The organism is Cohnella yongneupensis (assembly GCF_042655785.1).
Lineage (GTDB): Bacteria > Bacillota > Bacilli > Paenibacillales > Paenibacillaceae > Cohnella > Cohnella yongneupensis.
On record NZ_JBHSNC010000056.1, the window covers coordinates 29,751 to 43,415 of the forward strand.

The window sequence follows — 13,665 nt, forward strand, 5'->3', positions numbered from 1 at the left end:
GAAGGGATCAAGCAGGAGGGGAAAAGCATGATTATCGGATTACCGAAAGAGATCAAGCTGCAGGAATATCGCGTTGCGCTCATCCCCGCCGGATGCGGAATGCTCGTGAAGCAAGGGCATCAGGTCGTCGTACAGGCCGGAGCGGGAGAAGGTAGCGGATTCTCGAACGAAGAATACGCGGACGCCGGCGCGAAGCTCGTAGACAGCGCCGCCGAAGTATGGGCAGCCGCCGAGATGATCGTGAAGGTGAAGGAGCCGCTCCAAGAAGAATTCGCTTATTTCAAGGAAGGCATGGTCCTTTTCACTTATTTGCATTTGGCGGCGGCGCAGCAATTGGCCGTAGCGCTCGTAGAGAAGCGGGTAACCGGCATCGCCTACGAAACGATTCAATTGCCTAACGGCAGCTTGCCGCTATTAACGCCGATGAGCGAAGTTGCGGGACGCATGTCGGTGCAAGAAGGCGCGAAATATCTCGAAGCGTTCTTCGGCGGCCGCGGCGTGTTGCTTGGCGGCGTTCCCGGCGTACCGCCCGCGGAAGTCGTCATTATCGGCGGAGGCATCGTAGGTACGAACGCCGCGAAAATGGCGCTTGGCCTAGGCGCCGAAGTCGTCGTTCTGGAGAAAAACGCGGAACGGATGAGATATTTGGACGACGTATTCCAAGGTCGTCTGAGGACGTTGTCCAGCAATCCGTACAATATCGCTAACGCGGTGCGCAAAGCCGATTTGCTGATCGGAGCTGTGCTCGTTCCGGGCGCCAGAGCGCCGAGGCTCGTGAGCGAAGAAATGGTCAAGACGATGAAGAAAGGCGCGGTCATCGTGGATGTCGCCGTCGACCAAGGCGGCTCGATCGAGACGATCGACCGGGCGACGACGCATGAGCACCCGACTTACGAGAAGCACGGCGTCATCCATTACGCCGTCGCGAACATGCCGGGAGCCGTGCCGCGTACGTCGACGTTGGCATTGACGAACGCGACGATCGATTATGTGCTGCAATTGGCTTCCCGAGGCTTCAGCGATGCGGTGGCTAATAATGCCCCGCTTGCACTCGGCGTCAATTCGCACGCGGGAGCCATTACGCATGCGAGCGTCGCCCAAGCGGTCGGCTTGCCTTACACCGAGCTTCGAAGCTTGTTAGGATAAGCGGTACTGATTTCCCCCTTCCGCTCATACGGTTAATTACCGTGTATGGGACAAGAAGGGGGAAACCATCATGCAAGGGTCATTAAGTAAATGGTGGGAGCGACTGCAGTTTACGCTCCTATTCGTCGTGTTGACGCTGTTCGTGCATCATTTTTTCAGCTTGTTCCACGATTGGTTGCGTCCAAGGGATCCGTACAAGGTGCCGGAAGGAAAAGCGGAGAAAGTGTTCAAATCCGGGGAAGGGAACGATCCGTCCGGGTCTCCGGGCGACCGTCTGCGGCTATTTTATTGGCTCGGAGAATAGCTTCGGCAGGATTTCGCATGATACATGTGGAATTTTGCAAAGAGGCAATTGTGCCGTATCGCATAGAGAATAGAGGACACGAGGGATGACGCTTCGCCACTGGCTGCATACGTATTTGAGCGAACTCGAAAGCGAGCGCAGGGTGCAAGGCAACACGCTGCAAAGCTACAAAAGCGATTTGAACGATTTTCTGGCTTCGCTTGAAGCTTCAGAGGTTACTAAACCGTCCGACCTGCGGACGTTCCATATTCAAACTTATTTAAACAACCTTCGCACGGAAGGGCGCTCGGTCGCTACGATCAACCGCCGAATCGTCTCGATTCGCGCGTTTTGCAACGACCTGGCTATTCGCCGAGCGCTTGATTACAATCCGGCGATGCAGCTCGAATCGGCTAAAGTCGAACGCAAGCCGCCGCAGGCGATCGCGATGGAAGAGATGGTTAAGCTGCTGGAGCTGCCGGACTCGCGCACCGACCCAGGGTTAAGGGATCGCGCGATGCTGGAGCTGCTCTATGCATCGGGACTTCGCGTGTCGGAGATGATAGCGCTCGATATCGGCCATATTCGACTGGATATGGGTTTTTTGCTATGCTTAGGATCGCGGGGCAAAGAACGAATGGTGCCGATCGGTTCCCACTGCACGGAATGGATAACCCGTTATTTGGAACAAGCGCGCCCTCGCTTGGTGCATCCGGACAAGCCGGTTAATGCCATATTCGTCAATAATACGGGTGGCCGGCTGACCCGCCAAGGCTTCTGGAAAATCATGAAAAAATACGCGGCGATGTTAGGGATCGATATTTCTCCCCATACGCTGCGGCAATCTTTCGCCGTACATTTGCTTGATAACGGAGCGGATCTGCGCGCCGTTCAGGAAATGCTCGGCCATGCGGCACCGGCTACGACGCAAGCGTACCAGATGCCCGTCAAGCTAAAGCTCAAGGAAGTATACGAACGCAATCATCCGCGCGCTAAGACGTGACGGGCGAGGCGATAACGAATCGGACAACGAAGGGGAATTCAGCATGGGTTTCAACAAAATAACGGTAATCGTGCTCGACAGCGTCGGCATAGGCGAAATGCCGGACGCTCCTTCCTACGGGGATGCCGGATCGCATACGCTAGGACATATCGCGGAGCGTGTTGCCAATCTCTCCTTGCCTAATATGAGGAAGCTCGGTTTAGCGAATATCGCGCCGATCGCGGATTGGAAGCCGGAGACGTCGCCGGTCGGGTACTACGGCAAAATGGCGGAGGTATCCGTCGGTAAAGATACGATGACCGGTCATTGGGAGCTTATGGGTCTGCGAATCGATACGCCGTTCCGGACGTTCCCGGACGGCTTCCCGGCATCGCTTCTTGCTGCATTCGAGCAAGAGACGGGAAGATCGATTATCGGCAACAAGCCGGCTTCCGGCACGGAAATATTGGACGAGCTCGGCGAAGAACAAATGAAGACGGGCGCTTGGATCGTCTACACTTCGGCGGATAGCGTATTCCAATTAGCGGCTCACGAAGACGTGATCCCTCTCGAAGAACTGTATGACGCTTGCCGAATCGCGCGCAGGCTCACGCTTGCGGACGAGTATGCGGTCGGCCGCGTAATCGCTCGTCCGTACGTTGGTTCACCGGGCGCCTTCAAGCGCACGTCGAACCGACACGATTATGCCGTCAAGCCTCCGCAGCCAACGGTGCTTAACGTGCTGAAGCAAGCGAAGAAGGATGTCGTCGCCGTCGGGAAAATCAACGATATTTTCAGCGGGGAAGGCATTACGAAGGCCATCTCGACCAAGAGCAACGAGGACGGCATCGCTGTCACGATTCGCGAGATGAAGAGTGACTTCGACGGGCTTCTGTTCACGAACCTCGTCGACTTTGATTCGTTGTACGGGCATCGTCGCGACCCGGAAGGGTACGGCCGTGCGCTCGAGGTGTTCGACCGCGCGTTGCCGGAACTGATGGAGGCGACCGGCGATGACGGCTTGCTCATCATTACCGCCGACCATGGCAACGATCCGGTTCATGCCGGAACCGACCATACGCGGGAATACGTGCCGCTGCTGATCTACAGCCCGCGACTCGCTGCGAACGGACAGCTGGAGACGCGCCCTAGCTTCGCGGATTTGGCCGCGACGATCGCCGACAATTTCGGCGTGGCGTTCGAGACCCATGGGACAAGCTTTTTGGGCGAACTGAAATAATACGATGCGATTGAGGAGAGATTCGACATGTCTATGTTAATTACGAAAGCAATTATCGATGAAGCGGCCGCGTATATCCGGTCCAAGACGAGCATAGCTCCCGAGATCGGGCTTATTCTAGGATCTGGATTGGGCGTACTCGGGGACGAATTGGAAAACGCGGTAACGATTCACTACGCGGACATTCCGCATTTTCCGGTATCGACAGTAGAAGGACATGCGGGCGAGCTTGTCATCGGCAATTTGCAAGGACGCAGCGTCGCGCTTATGCGCGGCCGGTTCCATATGTACGAAGGCTACGAGCCGGAACGCACGGCGTTGCCCGTTCGCGTCATGAAAGCGCTCGGCGTTAAGACGCTGCTCGTAACGAACGCGGCCGGCGGCGTGAACCTGTCGTACAAGCCGGGTAACTTGATGCTGATCTCCGATCATTTGAACTTAACCGGCCGCAATCCGCTGATGGGACCTAACGATAACGCGCTTGGCGTACGGTTCCCCGACATGTCGGATGCGTATAGCCGCAGGCTGCGTAACGTGTCCAAGGAAACGGCGGCGCAGCTCGGTTTCTCCGTGCAGGAAGGCGTGTACGCCGGTTTGCTAGGCCCTAACTACGAGACGCCTGCCGAAATTCGCATGCTTCGCACGATCGGCGCGGACGCTGTCGGCATGTCCACCGTCTCCGAGGTCATCGTTGCCAGACATTCCGGCATCGAGGTGCTGGGCATCTCCTGCATCAGCAACATGGCCGCGGGCATTCTCGATCAGCCGCTGTCCCACGAGGAAGTCATGGAGACGACGGAGCTCGTCAAGGAACAATTCCTGTCCCTCGTGCTGAACGTTTTGCCAAAAATGTAACAGGGTATGCGATAGGGAAGCCCTCTTCGTCTGAATCGGACGAGGGGGCTTTTTGCGTTTTCGTTATTTTGGTGCTTTATAACGATATCCCCTTCGCTCAGGACGATGCAGTTACTCGGTCCCGACGTGCTAACGTTATATCCGGCGTTTGATACTTCAACAGTAACTCGTTCCCACCGCGCTAAAACGAACATCCGGCTTAGTTGTTCAACAGTAACTCGTTCCTGCCGCGCTAAAACGAACATCCGGCTTAATTCTTCATCAGTAACTCGGTCCTGTCGCGCTAAAACGAACATCCGGCTTAATCCTTCAACAGTAACTCGATCCTGTCGCGCTAAAACGAACATCCAGCTAAACTCTTCAACAGTAACTCGGTCCCGCCGCGCTAAAGTGAGTATCCGGCATTATTTTTAGCAACTACATCCGCCAACCGCTTGCTCCCCCCTACTCCACCAAATTCGAACGAATCACCCACCTTCGCGACATATTCCCATAGGCTGTCCGCATTTACTAGTAGAGAACGCATTATCCGTCTACGAGGAGGAGAATTGTCCATGGCCAAACAAAAGCGAGGACACTCGCTGTGGAATTTGCCGACGCGCGGGAGAGGCACTTGCCCGATCTGCGGCGCTACCCGGATTAAGCTGCTGTATCCGCGCACGCCGACGGGCAGCAGAAAGACGATCCAAGTGTGCAAAAGATGCTCGGTCGCGCCGCAGTCCAAAATCGACGCCGTCGTATAGCCGGCAAGCCGCCATGCCTCGAACGCGAGGCAAAGGCGGCTTTTTTTCGAATCCTCGCATTGGAATATATTTCTTTCCGGTAGGACAGACTGAGGGGAAGAAGACAAGACAACATGGCCGTAATCCGGCCGAGAGGAGAGCCATCTTTGAACGCAAGTCGATTCCGCTTAAGAGGTTACAGAGGTTTCGTCATCGCGCTAGTCGCACTGTTACTATTGCCGACCGTTGCAGGGGCCGAGGAAGGGAAAGGGCAGGGGGCGAAACCGGTCGCCGATCTGGCCGCTAGCGCCAAATCCGCGATTCTCATGGATGCCGATAGCGGTACGGTTATTTACCAGAAGAACAGCAACATTCAACTGCCGCCCGCCAGCATTACGAAAATCATGACGATGCTGCTCGTGATGGAAGCGATCGACGAAGGTCGGCTGAAGCTGACGGACAAAGTACAGACGAGCGAGCACGCAGCATCGATGGGCGGCTCCCAGATTTTTTTGGAGCCGGGCGAAGAGATGACGGTCGAGGATATGCTCAAGGGCGTCGCGCTCGCATCGGGCAATGACGCTTCCGTCGCGCTCGCGGAGAAGATCGGCGGCAGCGAACCGCAATTCGTGGCGATGATGAACGAAAAGGCACAGCAACTAGGCATGAAAAACACGAAGTTCGAAAATTGCAACGGGCTGCCGGCCGCCGGCCACTTATCGTCCGCGCACGATATCGCGATCATGTCCCGGGAGCTGCTGAAGTACGACGGCATCACGAAATATACCGGGCTCTATCAAGACCACTTGCGCAAAAATAGCGAGAAGCCGTTTTGGCTCGTTAACACGAACAAGCTCGTCCGGTTTTATCATGGCGCGGACGGACTTAAGACCGGCTACACGAACGAAGCGAAATTTTGCTTGTCGGCTACGGCGCGTAGAGACAACTTAAGGCTGATCGCCGTCGTCATGGGCGAGCCGAATACGAAATCCCGCAACGCGGAAGTGTCCCATCTGTTCGACTACGCCTTCGCGCAGTACACGAACGTGCCGCTTTACAAGAAGGGAGACGCCATCGGCGAGCTTACCATCGAGAAAGGCGCCATCAAGAAAGTGCCGTTAGTGGCGAAACATCCGTACAGCATCCTATTGCGCAAAGGAGACGCGGGCAAAGGCATTCATCACGAGCTCGTGCTCGACCAAGTCCGGGCGCCGGTTCAAGCGGGAGATCCGATCGGCAAGCTGGTCGTCTATCGCAACAGCGAGATTATCAAGGAGTTTCCGATAGAGTCGCCGGTCGCCGTCACCCGGGCTGGCTGGTGGAAGCTGTTCAAACGGGCGACGGGCAAGCTGTTCCTGGGTGATTAACGGCGCGCGACAAGCCGCATCCTTGCCGTAATTTGTCGTGCTATCGCACGTTGCTTCTAGTTTTGTCGGGGGGCAGGAATGGGAGCGCCCGCCGTAGAATTGGTGACCATGCAGCTAATGCAGCGAAAGGGGAAAAGCGCATGAGCTTACAGGTCGAGCTGGAGCAGCACCGCAACGTTTTGATCGTTCGGCTTAGAGGGGAATTGGATCATCATACCGCGGACGTCGTCAGGTTCAAGATGGAGGATGCTATTCTTCGCGGGCGCTGCGATCACGTCGTGCTTAGCTTGAAGGATTTGCAATTCATGGACAGCTCGGGGCTGGGCGTTATTCTCGGCCGTTACAAGCTGGTTAAAAGCCGCGGCGGCAAAATGGTCGTGTGCGACATTCAGTCTAACGTGAGACGGTTGTTCGAGCTTTCCGGACTGTTCAAAATTTTGTCGGTATACGAGACCGAACGGTCGGCCGTCGCCAGTCTGGAGGTCGTCTCATGAGCGGACACAACTTTATGAAGCTCGCCTTTTCAAGTCGTTCAGAGAATGAATCGTTCGCCAGAGTTTCGGTCGCGGCATTCGTTACGCAACTCGATCCGACGCTGGAGCAGCTGGACGAGATCAAGACCGTCGTCTCCGAAGCGGTGACGAACGCGATTATTCATGGCTACAACGGGAGCTCCGATGGGCTTGTGACAGTAGAGGCCGAGATAGACGGAGACACGCTCAGCTTGTCGATCTCGGATGTAGGAAACGGCATCGAGGATTTGGAGCTGGCTCGCCAACCGCTGTTCACGTCGCGTCCCGAGCTGGAGCGTTCGGGAATGGGCTTTACGATTATGGAAAATTTCATGGACGCGTTCGAAGTCGAGACCAGTAAAGGCGGAGGCACGAAACTTCGGATGAAAAAACGGATCGAATCCAAAAAAGCGTTGTTCAATTAAAAACCGTGCGGCAGGGGTTGGAGGCATGGAACTGGAGTGGAAGCGATCGTCTCCGCCGGCGTATTTGGATGACAGTGAAGTCAAGCGATTAATCGCGCTTAGTCAATCCGGAGATGTAACCGCGCGGGACACGCTCGTGAACAGCAACATTAGGTTGGTATGGTCGGTCGTCCAACGGTTCGCGAACCGCGGGTACGATAGCGACGACCTTTTTCAAATCGGATGCATCGGGCTGCTCAAGTCCGTCGATAAATTCGATCTGACGTACGAGGTCAAATTTTCCACATATGCGGTGCCGATGATCATCGGCGAAATCCAGCGGTTTCTTCGCGACGACGGCACGCTTAAAGTTAGCCGCTCCCTGAAGGAGATGGCGAACCGCGTCCGCAAAGCGAAGGACGAGCTGTCCAAACGGCTCGGACGGGCGCCTACGATCAGCGAAGTCGCGGAGGAGTTAGGCGTTACGTCGGAAGAAATCGTCTTCGCGCAGGAGGCAAACAAACCGCCCGCGTCGATTCACGAGACGGTGTTCGAGAACGACGGCGATCCGATTACGCTAATGGATCAAATCGCAGACGAATCGCAAGAAAAGTGGTTCGATAAGCTCGCGCTGACGGAAGCGATCCAAGCTTTAAGCGACCGTGAGCGGCTTATCGTCTATCTACGCTATTTCCGCGACCAGACGCAATCCGAGGTCGCAGGCCGCCTCGGCATCTCCCAAGTTCAGGTTAGCCGGCTGGAGAAGAAAATTCTCCAATCCATCAAAAATCAAATCGCCCAGTAGCGTGCCCAAATCGTTTTTTGAGATATGCCTTTCCAAATGTACGGCCAATAAAGATAGCAGGAAATCTTCTGGAGGAGTTTACGTCCACCTTTTCATCCGACAATCAACCTTTCGTGATCGATTCAAGATTGGTTGGATGGAACAGCGGCCGGAAGAAGATTTACCTGCGGTTTTATTGGCCTTCCGTACATTTGGAGAGGCTATTTTTTATCGAAAACGAGGATTTGGGCATACTACGCGAAAAAGGAGGGAGCCGATGGAACGGCTGGAACCTGTAGTCGCGTACGTCCGCATGCGCAGGCGGGCGGTCGTAAAGCCGGGCTCGAACGTCTTGCTCGGCGACGTCGCCCGGCTCGTCGTGGATCCAAAGCTGGAACGCAAGCTGTTGCGGCTGCCGCTCCATCGCATTACGGAAGCCGACGGTAATCTGCTGCTCATCGATATGCTGCAAGTCGTCAAGGCGATTCGGGAAGCGGAACCCGGCATAACGATCGAGACGTTCGGCGAGCCCCACGTGTTGCTTGAAATAACGGCCTCCGGAGAAGTGAAGCCGAAAAGATGGCTGCTGGTGCTCGCATGGATTCTGCTTTTCTTCGGGTCCGGAATGGCGATGATGAACTTTCACGCCGACGTCAACATGCCAGCCGTCCAGCGCCGCATTACGGAGCTTATAACCGGCAACAACATTTTACATCCTTGGCTGTTCCAGGTGCCCTATTCGCTAGGCGTCGGACTCGGCATGCTGCTGTTTTTCAACCGTCTCCTCCGCCGGCGATTGAACGACGAACCGAATCCGCTAGAAGTGGAAATGTTCATGTACCAGGAGAACGTCAATCATTACGTCATAACGGAAGAATACCGCAAAAAGCACGAATTGCACGAAAAGATGGCGGGAGATCGCCGTGATTGAGGCATTCCACGGGCTACTGCTAGTCCTGATCGGACTTGCCGGCGGATTCACCGTAGGCAGCGCGTTCGTCGCGCTGCTTATCGTGCTCGATCTCATTCCGAGGCTTGTTCAGCTTACGCGAGCTTATCGCAGATCGGCTTGGTTCGAGTCTGGTATTTTGTTCGGCGCTCTCTATTGGAGTTCGGCCGATCTGTTCGATTGGGGCGTGCGGCTGCCGGACGAGGTGCTGTTGGTACCGGCGGTGTTCCAAGGATTATTCGTCGGCATGTTCGCGGCGGCGCTTACGGAGGTGCTTAACGTGCTGCCGATACTGGCCAAGCGCTTGCGCCTGAAGCCGTACTTGTTCTCTTTGCTGCTTGCACTTGTACTCGGTAAAATGACGGGTTCGTTAGTCGACTGGTTATGGATACGCCCTTAACGCAACATCGCGCCGAATAAGGAGTGAAACAATGGAAACGACGGAACACGACAGCATGGACTTATCGCACGCGGGAATGCTCGGCACGCCCGAACCCGATCGGGAGCAACAGAGCGATCACGAAAGCAAACGGACGGAGGGCGCCGGCAAGTCGCGCATCGGTGCGAAACCGGATTCGAACAATAAGCAGTCCGCTTCGCAAAACCCAAATGAACCCAAAAACAAACAAGATATTATCCCTGATGATCTGGAAGCTTTTAAACACCGGCTTAAAGAAGCGATAGGCTTCGAAAAGAGCTTCGAAGTGCAAGTGCGAGAGATGGTCGTCGGCGAACGATCGATCGCGCTCCTCTTCCTGAGCGTGTTCGCCAAAGATACGGCTTTGACGGAAATTTTGAAGCGTCTGACGTACCTTGAGCCGGGCAGCATGAGCAAAGACGCGCTGCATTCCTTCTTGGAGCATTACATGCCCGCGATTCAAGTGACCGTCTGCGCCTCGTTCCAGCAGATGATCGATCAAGTGCTCGCGGGCAACACGGCGTTTTACGTCGATGGACAAAGCGAAGTGCTTCTGATCGATGCCAAGCAGTATCCGGGAAGAAACCCCGAGCAGCCTTCGCTGGAAAAAGTCGTTCGCGGCAGCCAAGACGGGTTTACGGAGACGTTGCTCGTCAACGTCGCCTTGATCCGTAGACGGCTGCGCGATCCGAAAGCCCGTTTCGAGATGCTGAAAGTCGGACGCCGCACGCAGACGGACGTCTGCATCGGCTATATTCAGGACATCGCGAATCCGGAGCTCATCGAATCGATACGCGACAAGATCAAGGCGATCGACATCGATGGGCTACCACTGGCGGACAAGGAACTGGAGGAAATGACGGTCAACGCTTCATGGAGCCCTTTTCCGCTCGTTCGTTATACGGAAAGACCCGATGTCGTCGCGGCGCAGCTGCTGAACGGTAGCGTTACGGTCATCGTCGACACTTCCCCGAGCGCGATTTTGCTGCCTACGACGTATTTCGATCTTATACAGCATGCGGAAGAAAATCGCCAAAACCCTTTCATGGGAACTTACTTGCGCTGGATTCGATTTATCGGCATAACGGCTTCTTTATTCCTGATGCCGTTGTGGTATTTAATCAGTCAAAACACCGCAATGCGTCCAGAATGGTTATCGTTCGTCGGCGCGGACAAGACGGGGGAAATTCCGCTTATTCTGCAATTCCTGATCGCGGAAATCGGGGTCGATCTGCTGCGGCTGGCGGCAGTCCATACTCCCGCGCCGCTAGTAACGGCCATGACGTTGCTCTCGGCGATCTTGATAGGGGACATCGCGGTGAAAACGGGGCTATTCATTAACGAGGTCATCCTGTACATGTCGGTATCGGCGATCGGAATGTTCGCCACGCCGAGTTACGAGCTTAGTCTCGCCAATCGGATCGTTCGAATCGGACTGCTGTTATGCGTTTTTTTCATGGGGAGCAACGGGTTCGTTCTCGGCACGACGTTCGTGTTCGTCTTCCTCGCGGTCGAAAGATCGTTCAACGCGCCGTATTTGTGGCCTTTGCTCCCTTTCAACGGGCGGGCGTTAATGTCGGTCATCTTGCGCCTTCCGCTCTCTTCCAACAAGAAGAGATTGTCTATTTACAGGACGCTCGACAGCCGCAAACAGCCTTCGTGAATGCATAAATACAAATGATGTAGCAAAATCTCCATTTCCCCGTGCGAGATTTTCAGCTATACTCATGTTAATTAATGCAAGCGCCGGACAGGTTGAGAACCGTTGCCCATTCCGGACAATTAGCCAAAGGGGAATCACATATGTTTTTGCATGGGACGAGCAAAATCAATAGCAAAGGTCATCTAGAAATCGGAGGCTGCGACGTTACGGATTTGGCCAAGCAATTCGGCACGCCGTTATATATCGTTGACGAAGAACTCGTGCGCCAGCGGGCACGCGAATTTATGACCGCATTCCGCGCGACCGGTCTTCGCCATCAAGTCGCTTACGCTTCCAAAGCGTTCTGCGTCATGGCCATGTGCCGAGTAGCGGAAGAAGAAGGCATGAGCCTCGACGTCGTATCCGACGGCGAGCTATATACGGCGCTGCAAGCGGGCTTCCCGGCCGAGCGCATTCACTTCCACGGCAACAACAAGACGCCTGAAGAAATCAATATGGCGCTCGACGTTAACATCGGTTGCTTCGTCGTCGATAACTTCATCGAGCTGCAACTGCTTAACGCCCTCGCTGCGGACAAAGGCAAGACGGTTAACGTGTTGCTCCGCATTACGCCGGGAGTCGAAGCGCATACGCACGACTATATTTCCACCGGCCAACAGGACTCGAAATTCGGCTTCGACCTTAGCAACGGCACGGCATTCAAAGCGGTTGAAGCGGCAATCGCGCAACCGAACCTGAAGCTTCTCGGCGTTCACTCGCATATCGGCTCGCAAATTTTCGAAGTCGAAGGCTTCCGCATGGCGTTCGAGAAAGTATCGGCGTTCGCGGTCGAAATCCGCGACAAGCTGAACTATACGTTTACCGTCCTTAACTTGGGCGGAGGCTTCGGCATCCGTTACGTAGAAGGAGATACTCCGTTGCCGGTCGCGACGTACGTCCAAGCGATCGCGGACGCCGTTCTGACGACTTGCAAAGGCGCGGACTTCCCGCTGCCTGAAATTTGGATCGAGCCGGGCCGCAGCATCGTAGGCGATGCGGGCACGACGCTCTATACGGTCGGAACTAGCAAAGAAATTCCTGGCGTGCGTAAATATATCGCGGTCGACGGCGGCATGACCGACAACCCTCGTCCGGCGCTCTACGAGTCCAAATACGAAGCTATTCTCGCTAACCGCGCTAACGACGCAACCGAAGAAGTCGTGTCCGTAGCCGGCAAATGCTGCGAGAGCGGCGATATGCTGATTTGGGACTTGAACCTTCCTGCCGTGCAATCCGGCGACCTACTTGCGGTTTTCTGCACGGGTGCGTACAATTATGCGATGGCGAGCAATTACAACCGGATTCGTCGCCCTGCGGTCGTCTTCGTAAAAGACGGCAAAGCGGATCTGGTCGTCGCGCGCGAATCGTACAAAGACATCGTCGGCAACGACCTTATTCCGGAGCGCCTGCGCAAGCAAGCGGTATCCAAATAAGCGTCTTCCGGCGGAATTGAAGGAGTGTTTGAAGTGGCCAAAGAAGCAGTCATTACGTTGCCGGACGGCAAAGAAGTCGTAGTCGAGATGTTCGATCAGGACGCTCCGAATACGGTAGCCAACTTCGAGAAGCTGGCGAGTGAAGGTTTTTATAACAACGGTTCGTTCCACCGCGTCATTCCGGGTTTCGTAGCCCAAGGCGGATGCCCGCAAGGTAACGGAACTGGCGGACCAGGATACACGATCGCTTGCGAGCATAACAAGAACAAGCACGAACGCGGCAGCCTTGCGATGGCTCATCGCGGTCCGAATACTGGCGGCAGCCAGTTCTACATTTGCTACAAACCGCAGCCTCACCTGGACGGCGTGCACACCGTGTTCGGCCAAGTGAAATCGGGCATGGAGCATGTGGACGCGCTTAAAGGACAAGACAAAATCCAATCGATTCAAGTACGCGACGTCGTCTAACTTCGCGCTCGCTTGGTCGCAAAACTCTTCCCATCGGCGCTGCTGGGGGAAGAGTTTTTTGTTTTGCGGTTTACGACACCGCTAGAAGCTCGAATTCCCGCCGAAAGTCCGATTTAACGGTGTGTGGCACCGTTGGAGCGTGAATCCGGCGTCGTATATTCGATTTAGCGGTGTGTGGCACCGTTGGAGCGTGAATCCGCGCCGTATGTTCGATTTAGCGGTGTGTGGCACCGTTGGAGCGCGAATCCGCGCCGAAAGTCCGATTTAACGGTGTGTGGCACCGTTGGAGCATGAATCCGACGCCGTATGTTCGATTTAGCGGTGTGTGGCACCGTTGGAGCGTGAATTCGCGCCGTATGTTCGATTTAGCAGTGTGTGGCACCGTTGGAGCGCGAATCCC

General features: G+C 55.2%; 15 protein-coding genes. All 15 read left to right on the plus strand.

The window, feature by feature from the left end; translation table 11 throughout:
* Nucleotides 1–27 precede the first annotated feature (27 nt).
* The 15 genes from ald to ACFPQ4_RS19920 all read left to right on the plus strand — a co-directional run bounded on the left by ald (nt 28) and on the right by ACFPQ4_RS19920 (nt 13,265).
* Nucleotides 28–1,146 carry an alanine dehydrogenase gene (gene ald / locus ACFPQ4_RS19850; RefSeq protein WP_378113641.1) on the plus strand — a complete coding sequence of 373 codons (1,119 nt, stop codon included), beginning with the start codon at nt 28–30 and terminating at the stop codon, nt 1,144–1,146.
* A 70-nt stretch (nt 1,147–1,216) separates the two neighbouring features.
* Nucleotides 1,217–1,450, plus strand: coding sequence for a DUF4227 family protein (locus ACFPQ4_RS19855; RefSeq protein WP_378113642.1), 234 nt, complete (start codon nt 1,217–1,219; stop codon nt 1,448–1,450).
* 85 nt (nt 1,451–1,535) lie between these two features.
* Complete coding sequence (locus ACFPQ4_RS19860) at nt 1,536–2,432, plus strand: tyrosine recombinase (protein ID WP_378113643.1); 897 nt, start codon at nt 1,536–1,538, stop codon at nt 2,430–2,432.
* Between the two features lie 43 nt (nt 2,433–2,475).
* Nucleotides 2,476–3,651, plus strand: coding sequence for a phosphopentomutase (locus tag ACFPQ4_RS19865; RefSeq protein WP_378113644.1), 1,176 nt, complete (start codon nt 2,476–2,478; stop codon nt 3,649–3,651).
* A gap of 27 nt (nt 3,652–3,678) precedes the next feature.
* Nucleotides 3,679–4,506 carry a purine-nucleoside phosphorylase gene (locus tag ACFPQ4_RS19870; RefSeq protein WP_378113645.1) on the plus strand — a complete coding sequence of 276 codons (828 nt, stop codon included), beginning with the start codon at nt 3,679–3,681 and terminating at the stop codon, nt 4,504–4,506.
* Nucleotides 4,507–5,060: 554 nt separating this feature from the next.
* A complete protein-coding gene (locus ACFPQ4_RS19875; protein ID WP_378113646.1) occupies nt 5,061–5,249 on the plus strand; it encodes a hypothetical protein in 189 nt (62 codons plus the stop codon).
* A gap of 146 nt (nt 5,250–5,395) precedes the next feature.
* On the plus strand, nt 5,396–6,595 hold the full coding sequence (locus tag ACFPQ4_RS19880) for a D-alanyl-D-alanine carboxypeptidase family protein (RefSeq protein ID WP_378113647.1): 1,200 nt from the start codon (nt 5,396–5,398) through the stop codon (nt 6,593–6,595).
* Between the two features lie 140 nt (nt 6,596–6,735).
* Nucleotides 6,736–7,089: an anti-sigma F factor antagonist gene (gene spoIIAA / locus ACFPQ4_RS19885; RefSeq protein ID WP_378113648.1), complete on the plus strand. Its 354-nt coding sequence runs from the start codon at nt 6,736–6,738 to the stop codon at nt 7,087–7,089.
* Nucleotides 7,086–7,532 (plus strand): anti-sigma F factor, encoded by a 447-nt coding sequence (spoIIAB, locus tag ACFPQ4_RS19890; RefSeq protein ID WP_378113649.1) that lies wholly within the window; start codon nt 7,086–7,088, stop codon nt 7,530–7,532. Before spoIIAA ends, spoIIAB begins: the two co-directional genes overlap by 4 nt.
* A gap of 25 nt (nt 7,533–7,557) precedes the next feature.
* A complete protein-coding gene (gene sigF / locus ACFPQ4_RS19895) occupies nt 7,558–8,316 on the plus strand; it encodes an RNA polymerase sporulation sigma factor SigF (protein WP_378113650.1) in 759 nt (252 codons plus the stop codon).
* A 256-nt stretch (nt 8,317–8,572) separates the two neighbouring features.
* The gene (locus ACFPQ4_RS19900) at nt 8,573–9,226 is read left to right on the plus strand and encodes a stage V sporulation protein AA (protein WP_378113651.1); all 654 of its coding nucleotides are present in this window, start codon (nt 8,573–8,575) and stop codon (nt 9,224–9,226) included.
* Nucleotides 9,219–9,644, plus strand: a complete 426-nt coding sequence (locus ACFPQ4_RS19905; RefSeq protein ID WP_378113652.1) for a stage V sporulation protein AB — start codon at nt 9,219–9,221, stop codon at nt 9,642–9,644. The genes ACFPQ4_RS19900 and ACFPQ4_RS19905 overlap by 8 nt, the downstream gene beginning before the upstream one ends.
* Before the next feature lie 31 nt (nt 9,645–9,675).
* The gene (locus tag ACFPQ4_RS19910) at nt 9,676–11,325 is read left to right on the plus strand and encodes a spore germination protein (RefSeq protein ID WP_378113653.1); all 1,650 of its coding nucleotides are present in this window, start codon (nt 9,676–9,678) and stop codon (nt 11,323–11,325) included.
* A gap of 140 nt (nt 11,326–11,465) precedes the next feature.
* Nucleotides 11,466–12,797 carry a diaminopimelate decarboxylase gene (gene lysA, locus ACFPQ4_RS19915; RefSeq protein WP_378113654.1) on the plus strand — a complete coding sequence of 444 codons (1,332 nt, stop codon included), beginning with the start codon at nt 11,466–11,468 and terminating at the stop codon, nt 12,795–12,797.
* Nucleotides 12,798–12,830: 33 nt separating this feature from the next.
* Nucleotides 12,831–13,265: a peptidylprolyl isomerase gene (locus ACFPQ4_RS19920; protein ID WP_378113655.1), complete on the plus strand. Its 435-nt coding sequence runs from the start codon at nt 12,831–12,833 to the stop codon at nt 13,263–13,265.
* Nucleotides 13,266–13,665: the final 400 nt, after the last annotated feature.

Bases quoted from the DNA above. Each gene is read 5' to 3' on its own strand.
- ald (WP_378113641.1), top strand. From the start codon at position 28: ATGATTATCGGATTACCGAAAGAGATCAAGCTGCAGGAATATCGCGTT.
- ACFPQ4_RS19855 (WP_378113642.1), top strand. From the start codon at position 1,217: ATGCAAGGGTCATTAAGTAAATGGTGGGAGCGACTGCAGTTTACGCTC.
- ACFPQ4_RS19860 (WP_378113643.1), top strand. From the start codon at position 1,536: ATGACGCTTCGCCACTGGCTGCATACGTATTTGAGCGAACTCGAAAGC.
- ACFPQ4_RS19865 (WP_378113644.1), top strand. From the start codon at position 2,476: ATGGGTTTCAACAAAATAACGGTAATCGTGCTCGACAGCGTCGGCATA.
- ACFPQ4_RS19870 (WP_378113645.1), top strand. From the start codon at position 3,679: ATGTCTATGTTAATTACGAAAGCAATTATCGATGAAGCGGCCGCGTAT.
- ACFPQ4_RS19875 (WP_378113646.1), top strand. From the start codon at position 5,061: ATGGCCAAACAAAAGCGAGGACACTCGCTGTGGAATTTGCCGACGCGC.
- spoIIAA (WP_378113648.1), top strand. From the start codon at position 6,736: ATGAGCTTACAGGTCGAGCTGGAGCAGCACCGCAACGTTTTGATCGTT.
- spoIIAB (WP_378113649.1), top strand. From the start codon at position 7,086: ATGAGCGGACACAACTTTATGAAGCTCGCCTTTTCAAGTCGTTCAGAG.
- sigF (WP_378113650.1), top strand. From the start codon at position 7,558: ATGGAACTGGAGTGGAAGCGATCGTCTCCGCCGGCGTATTTGGATGAC.
- ACFPQ4_RS19900 (WP_378113651.1), top strand. From the start codon at position 8,573: ATGGAACGGCTGGAACCTGTAGTCGCGTACGTCCGCATGCGCAGGCGG.
- ACFPQ4_RS19910 (WP_378113653.1), top strand. From the start codon at position 9,676: ATGGAAACGACGGAACACGACAGCATGGACTTATCGCACGCGGGAATG.
- lysA (WP_378113654.1), top strand. From the start codon at position 11,466: ATGTTTTTGCATGGGACGAGCAAAATCAATAGCAAAGGTCATCTAGAA.